This window comes from Antribacter soli (assembly GCF_021568775.1).
Taxonomy (GTDB): Bacteria; Actinomycetota; Actinomycetes; order Actinomycetales; family Cellulomonadaceae; genus Antribacter; species Antribacter soli.
The window spans coordinates 44564-51318 of the sequence record NZ_JAKGSG010000043.1 but is presented as its reverse complement, the minus strand read 5'-3'; the positions used below and the strand labels follow the sequence as shown (position 1 = coordinate 51318).

General features: G+C 73.8%; 6 protein-coding genes. 2 read left to right on the top strand and 4 right to left on the bottom strand.

The annotated features are described in order from the left end of the window. Positions 1–172: 172 nt before the first annotated feature. Positions 173–592 carry an Hsp20/alpha crystallin family protein gene (locus tag L1785_RS16080; RefSeq protein ID WP_236090296.1) on the bottom strand — a complete coding sequence of 140 codons (420 nt, stop codon included), beginning with the start codon at positions 590–592 and terminating at the stop codon, positions 173–175. Positions 593–748: 156 nt separating this feature from the next. Here L1785_RS16080 and L1785_RS16075 point away from each other — a divergent pair, with 156 nt between their 5' ends. Continuing rightward, positions 749–2365, top strand: a complete 1617-nt coding sequence (locus L1785_RS16075; RefSeq protein WP_236090295.1) for an FAD-dependent monooxygenase — start codon at positions 749–751, stop codon at positions 2363–2365. 10 nt (positions 2366–2375) lie between these two features. Here L1785_RS16075 and L1785_RS16070 read toward each other — a convergent pair whose 3' ends face one another. The 3 genes from L1785_RS16070 to L1785_RS16060 form a co-directional block, all read right to left on the bottom strand. After that, positions 2376–3092: a histidine phosphatase family protein gene (locus L1785_RS16070; protein ID WP_236090294.1), complete on the bottom strand. Its 717-nt coding sequence runs from the start codon at positions 3090–3092 to the stop codon at positions 2376–2378. A gap of 2 nt (positions 3093–3094) precedes the next feature. Further along, entirely contained in the window at positions 3095–3829 is a 735-nt protein-coding gene (locus tag L1785_RS16065; protein WP_236090293.1) for a zinc ribbon domain-containing protein, read from the bottom strand. A gap of 88 nt (positions 3830–3917) precedes the next feature. Then, on the bottom strand, positions 3918–4886 hold the full coding sequence (locus tag L1785_RS16060) for a Nif3-like dinuclear metal center hexameric protein (protein WP_236090292.1): 969 nt from the start codon (positions 4884–4886) through the stop codon (positions 3918–3920). A gap of 324 nt (positions 4887–5210) precedes the next feature. On the opposite strand from L1785_RS16060, the gene L1785_RS16055 reads away from it, so the two are divergent. Further along, complete coding sequence (locus tag L1785_RS16055) at positions 5211–6695, top strand: glycoside hydrolase family 10 protein (RefSeq protein ID WP_236090291.1); 1485 nt, start codon at positions 5211–5213, stop codon at positions 6693–6695. Positions 6696–6755: the final 60 nt, after the last annotated feature.

Below are 6755 nucleotides of genomic sequence, written 5' to 3'. Positions count from 1 at the left end.
GCGTTGGCGCGGGTGGGGGCTGCCGCGGCCCGGCGGGCCCCCCCCCCCCCCCCCCAACTGCCGATCACGGGACGGCACGGGCGCTGGACCCGAGCAGTTGCAACCCACAACATGGACGGCGCCCCCGCCGCGGGAGCGGTCGGGAGCGCCGTCGGTTGCGCCGCTGAGGTGATCAGGCGGCGGTGGTGACCTCGATGCGCTGCGGCGTCGTGCCGGCGAAGGTGCCGGAGACGGTCACCGTCAGGACACCCGCGTCGTAGGACGCGTGGACGGCGTCGCCGTCCACGGCCTTCGGCAGCGTGACGACGCGGCGGAACGAGCCGAAGCGGACCTCCCTGAGGCGGCGGCCGTCGGACTGCTCCGCGCGCTGGTCCTTGCGCTCGCCGCGCACGACGAGCTTGCGGCCCTCGACCTCGACGGTCACGTCGGCGGCCGGGTCGATGCCCGGCAGGTCGAGGCGGGCGATGAGGTCCTCGCCCTCCCGGTACACGTCGGCTGCCGGGGAGACGCTCTCGGCGCTGGCGTTCCGCGGGTTCCACACGTAGTGGAGCCGGGCGTCGGTGAACGGGGAACGGGTCAGGATGGTGGTCATGGTGTCCTCCTCTGGAAAGTGGGGCTGATCGGTCCAACTTGAGTCGGGCCGGCTCAATTTCCGGGTTCGCCGACGGCGGACGAACGCGTCGGGCCCGAGGCGCACGTGCGGACGCCTGTCCGTCGCCACGGAGGCGCTCTCGCTAGCCTGGTCTGCATGGCCCGGACCGGGAGCTCGGCTGACACGGACGTGCTCGTCGTCGGCGCGGGCCCGACCGGTCTGGGCCTCGCGCTCGAGCTCGCCGCCCACGGCACACCGTTCCGGATCGTCGACGCGGCGCCCGACGCCGTCCACGAGTCGCGCGCTCTGGCGATCCAGGCGCGGACCCTGGAGGTGCTCGACCGGCACGGCGTCGCCCCGCGCCTCGTCGCCGCCGGCGACCCCGCGACGACCGTGGTGATGCACGCCGGGCCGAGGACTACGCGGGTCGCGCTGTTCGACGAGGGGTTCACCGAGACCGCCTACCCGTTCGTGCTGTTCGTCTCCCAGGCCACGACCGAGCGGATCCTGATCGAGACACTTGCCGGGCGCGGGGTCACGGTCGAACGAGGCACGTCGCTGGTCGGCCTGGTCCAGGACGCCACCGGCGTGACGTGCGAGCTGACCGCGCCCGACGGCGGCACGGTGCCGGTCCGGGCGCGCTACGTCGTCGGCTGCGACGGCGCGCACAGCGTGGTCCGCAAGGCGTCCGGGATCTCGTTCGCCGGTACGGCGTTCTCCCAGACCTTCGTGCTGGCCGACCTCGAGGCCGACGGCCTCGAGGCTCGGCGTATCCACGCCTTCCTCGACCGCCGCGGCCTGCTGTTCTTCTTTCCGCTCGGCGCACCGGCGACGTGGCGCCTGCTCGTCATGCGCCCGCCCGAGGTCACCGGGCCGACGACGACGGCCACCCTGCAGCGCATCGCTACCGCGTACACCGGCGGGCGGGTCGGCGTGCACGACCCGGTGTGGCTGACGGACTTCTCGATCCACAACCGCCGCGCGGACCGGTTCCGGTCGGGTCGCGTCCTGCTGGCCGGGGACGCCGCCCACATCCACAGCCCGGCCGGCGCCCAGGGCATGAACACCGGGATCCAGGACGCCGTCAACCTCGGCTGGAAGCTTGCCCTCGTCTGCGCGGACCGGGCGGACGACGGCCTGCTGGACAGCTACGAGGCGGAGCGGCTGCCCGTCGCCCGGACGGTCCTGCGGATGACCGGCCGGGTGTTCCGGATCGCGACCTCCACCAACCGCGCGCTGATGTGGGCCCGCCCGCGGGTCGGCGCCGTCGTCGCGCCGATCGCGCTGCGGATCCCGGCAGTGCGGCGGGCGGGCTTCCGCGTGATCTCCGAGCTCGCCGTGCGGTACCGCCGCGGCCCGCTCGCCGTCGGCGGGCTGTCGCGACCGTGGTCCGGTCCCCGAGCGGGCGACCGGTTCCCCGATGCGGCGATCAGCGCGGACGGCCAGGCGACGACCCTGCACCGTCGCCTGAACCCCACCGGGTTCCAGCTCGTCCTGTGCGGACCGCGCGAGAGCTGGGCCGACGCCGGCGTCGACGGACTCCTCTCCCCGTGGCCGGGACTCGTGCAGGTCGCGCTGCTCACGACCGCCGTCGGCCCCGGTGTGTGGACGGACACCGGCGACGCGCTGCGCCGCCTACGCCTCGACAAGCAGACTCCGGCCCACTACCTCGTGCGTCCCGACGGCTACATCGCCCACCGCGCGCGAGGGGCCACGCTCGACGGCCTCGAGGCCTACCTCGGCCGCATGCTCGGTCGCGCGCAGCTGGTGTAGTGGCGGCTGCTCACACGTCCGTCGGGAAGCCCGCCACGGTCACCTCGGCGACGCCGTCCTGCCACAACCGCAGGACCGTCAGCGAAGCGGGCGGCACGCGCAGCCGCGCCCAGTGCGACGGGGGCGCGCCGAGCGCCCGCCCCACCGCGGCACGGATCTGCACGGCGTGCCCCACGACCGCGACGGTGCGGCCCACCCCGCCCGCGACCAGGTCCCGCAGCCCGGCGTCCACCCGCATCCCGACCTGGGCGTACGACTCGCCGCCGGGTGCGGGCACCTCGCCGAGGTGCCACGCCCGGAAGACGTCCGGCCAGCGGGCCTCGATCTCGGGCCGGGTCAGACCCTCCCACTCGCCGAACCGGCACTCCGCGAACCGCTCGTCGGTGGCGACGTGCAGGCCCAGCCGGCGGCCCACCGCGGTCGCGGTCTCCTGCGTGCGCACGGTTGGCGAGGCGACCAGCGTGGACACCCGCGGCACGTCCGGCCACAGACTGCGGCCGACCCGGAACGCGGCGTCGGCCGCCTGCGCGGCCTGCGTTCGCCCGCGGGTCGACAACGACGGCCCCGGCACGTCGGAGCCGGAGTACCCGCCGGCCTCCGTCACGGGCGTGACCCCGTGCCGCACGAGCACGACGGTGAGGGGCTGCAGACCGTCGAGGCGCGTCATCGCTCCCGAGGGCAGGACGTGCGTGTCGAGCCCGGGGTCCTCGGCGGCACCTTCGGGCATGCTCACTGCCCCACGCGCACGAGGATGCGGCCGCACTCCTCGCAGCGCACCACCTGCTCCGGCGGGGCGGCCTTCGCGACGCCCAGGTCCGCGGGGTTGAGGTCGAGCCGGCAGCCCTCGCAGCGGCCGCCGCGCAGGGCAGCCGCAGCGAGCCCGCCGAGCTGTCCCCGCAGCTTGTCGTAGAGGGAGACGAGCCCGGAGTCGAGCCCGTCGGCCGTGCGCAGGCGTTCCGTCGCCAGGGCCGCGACCTGCACGTCGAGGTCCGCCCAGCCGGCGTCGCGCTCGGCCTCGACCGCCGCCTTCTCGGCGAGCAGCTCGTCGTTCGCGGCCTCGACCTTCGCCAGCGCGTCCTCGTGCGCCTCCAGGCGCTCCATGACGTCGAGCTCGACCTCTTCGAGAGCGTCGCGTCGCTTCGCGAGGGATGCCAGCTCGTCGGTCAGGGCCACCGCGTCGCGCGCGCTCACACCACCGCCCTCGAGGCGCGACTGGTCGCGGGCGGCGCGGGTGCGGACCTGCTCCACGTCCGCCTCGGCCTTGGCGAGCTCGCGCCGCAGGTCCGCCAACCGCGTGCGCGACTCCACCAGCGACCCGTGCAGGTCCGAGATCCGGCCCTCGAGCTCGGCGAGCTTCGCCAGGGCGGGCAGCGTGCGGCGCTGGTGGGCGAGCTGCTGCGCCCGTGTGTCGAGCGCCTGGACCTCCAGAAGCCTGAGCTGGTCGGCGGGGGGTGCAGTGGTCACCGGAGGTTCCTCTCGCTGGATGCAGTTCTTGGTGTCCGACGCCGGAACGTCGCCCGGGTGCACCGGGTCGCCCAGGCGGAGTGCCCGCTCAGGTGCGGCCGGGCGACGCCACCCGGGCCGACCACGGGTCCGTGGTCAGGGTGCTCACGCGCGTGGTCACCGTGGCCACGGTACCTCCTGCCGCGGACAGCGCCGCGACCAGGTCCCCGGCGGCGTAGCCGAGCCACGGCCACTCGCTGGCGAAGTGGGCGACGTCGACGAGGAACGGGGTCCCGGAGGTGCCGCCCGCTGCCTCGAACAGGGCGCGCTCACGCAGCTCGGACGCGGGGTGGTGGCGCAGGTCGGCTGTGACGTAGACGTCGGCGGCCGCGGCCCGGACGGCGTCGAACAGGGAGTCCCCGGACCCGCCGACGACGGCCGCGGTGCGCACCGTCGCCTCCGGGTCGCCGGCGACCCGCACACCCTGCGCGGTGGCGGGCAGCGCCGCGGCGACGCGTTCGGCGAACGCCCGGAGCGTGACGGGTTCGGCGAGCCGGCCGACGCGGCCGATGCCCGTCTCGGCGGCGCCCGCGGCGTCCGGCGCGGTGCCCGGGCCGTCGGTGCGCGGGCCGGTGGTGGGGCCGGCGGTGGGGGCGGCGCCCGGGCCGGTGGTGGGGCCGGCGGGCAGGACGAGCGGGCGGCGGTCGACGATCCCGGCGAGGTCGGCGAGGGCGTCCGCGACGCCGCGCGGGGCCGCGTCCGCGTTGGTGTGCGCGACGTACAGGCCGCACCCGCCGGTCACGAGCCGGTGCACCACGGTGCCCTTGAACGTGGTGGCCGCGACGGAGTGCACGCCCTTGAGGAACAGCGGGTGGTGCGTGACCAGGAGGTCGGCTCCCCACTCGAGCGCCTCGTCGACGACGGCGGACACCGGGTCCACGGCGAACAGGACCTTGCGCACCGGGTGCGCCGGTTCACCCACGACGAGTCCGACGGCGTCCCAGCCCTCGGCGGTCGACGGCGGGTACAGGGACTCGAGGGCCTCGACCACGCGGCCGAGAGTGGGTGCTTCGCTCACGCGGTCAAACCTAGTTGCTCGTGCGGACGGACCGACTACTTCGGCAACTTGTCCCCCGCGAAGTAGTCGGGCCGTCCGACAAGCCGACTACCTCGCCAGGTTCGCTCACGCGAAGTAGGCGGGCCGTCCCGACGGCCGAGGAGTCGCGGCAGGGCGTGTCGTCGGTGACACGCCGACCTAAACGTTGTGCCCCGTGGCTTCGACAACGTTTTCTGTGGACCCTCGCCTCATCATCGTGACCGGGCCTGCCCCGCGCCGCGATGCGTCCCGTCCCTGCACGCCTCAGCTGCACGACTCGACCGCCCGCCTCGACGAGGAGACGACATGGCACACAGCACCACCCGCCCGACCCGGCCACGGGCCGACGACGGCGGTCCCGCCGGGACCGACCCCCGGCGTCGGGCACGATTCCCCTGGCGCGGCGCCGCCGCGACCGCCGGCGTCCTCGCCCTCACCGCGGGCCTCGCCCTCACCGCGACGACGTCGGCGCAGGCCGCAGACCCGACCCTCAAGGAGCTGGCCACGCCGCTCGGCTTCGACATCGGCTTCGCGCTGACGTCGAGCTATCTCAACGAGAGCGCGTACAAGAACATCGCGGACACGGAGTTCAACTACGTCGTCGCCGAGAACGCCATGAAGTGGGACGCCACCGAGCCGCAGCAGAATCAGTTCACCTACACCGCCGGCGACCAGGTCGCGACCTACGCGCAGACGACCGGCAAGGGCCTGTACGGGCACACCCTCGTGTGGCACTCGCAGGCGCCCGGCTGGGCGCAGAGCCTGACCGGCACCACGCTGCAGAGCGCCATGTCGAACCACATCACGAACGTCGTCGACCACTATGAGGGCAAGGTCGAGGCCTGGGACGTCGTGAACGAGGCCTTCAACGACGACGGCTCCCGCCGGTCGAGCTTTCTGCAGAACGGCATGGGCAACGGCTGGATCGAGACCGCGTTCCGCGCCGCGCGCGCCGCCGACCCCACCGTCAAGCTCTGCATCAACGACTACAGCATCGAGGCCGTCAACTCGAAGTCGACGGCGATCTACAACCTCGTGTCCGACTTCAAGGCGCGCGGCGTCCCGATCGACTGCGTCGGGTTCCAGGCGCACCTCATCGTCGGCCAGGTGCCGTCGACGCTCCAGCAGAACCTCCAGCGCTTCGCCGCCCTCGGCGTCGACGTCCGCATCACCGAGCTCGACATCCGCACCTCCACGCCGGCCTCGACCTCCGCACTGGCGCAGCAGGCGAGCGACTACCGCAACATCTTCACGACCTGCCGCGCCGTCGCGCGCTGCCAGGGCGTGACGATCTGGGGCATCACCGACAAGTACTCGTGGATCCCCGGCGTCTTCTCCGGCCAGGGCGACGCTCTCGTCTGGGACAGCAACTACGCCAAGAAGCCGGCCTACGCGGCGATCTACGCGGCGCTCGGCGGCGGCACGACGACACCGACGCCCACTCCGACGCCGACCCCCACGCCGACCCCCACGCCGACGCCGACTCCGACGCCGCAGCCGGGGGCGTGCACCGCGACGTTCGCGGTCACCAACGCCTGGGGCAGCGGCTACAACGCCCAGGTCACCGTCACCGCAGGATCGGCACGCACCGCCTGGACCACCACCTTCACCCTGCCCACCGGCAACACCATCGCCAACCTCTGGAACGGCGTCCGCGTCGGCACCACCAACCCCGTCACCGTCACCAACGCCACCTGGAACGGCACCCTGGCCACCGGACAGAGCACCTCCTACGGCTTCACCGCCAACGGCACCCCACCCACCGGAACCATCCCCGTCACCTGCTCCTGACCCCCCTGACCAGCACTGTGGGTACGGCTACGGTGTGAATTCAGGCCCGAGTTCACACCG

Coding starts and splice junctions, on each gene's coding strand:
- L1785_RS16075 (WP_236090295.1), top strand. CDS start 749: ATGGCCCGGACCGGGAGCTCGGCTGACACGGACGTGCTCGTCGTCGGC.
- L1785_RS16055 (WP_236090291.1), top strand. CDS start 5,211: ATGGCACACAGCACCACCCGCCCGACCCGGCCACGGGCCGACGACGGC.
- L1785_RS16070 (WP_236090294.1), bottom strand. CDS start 3,092: ATGCCCGAAGGTGCCGCCGAGGACCCCGGGCTCGACACGCACGTCCTG.
- L1785_RS16080 (WP_236090296.1), bottom strand. CDS start 592: ATGACCACCATCCTGACCCGTTCCCCGTTCACCGACGCCCGGCTCCAC.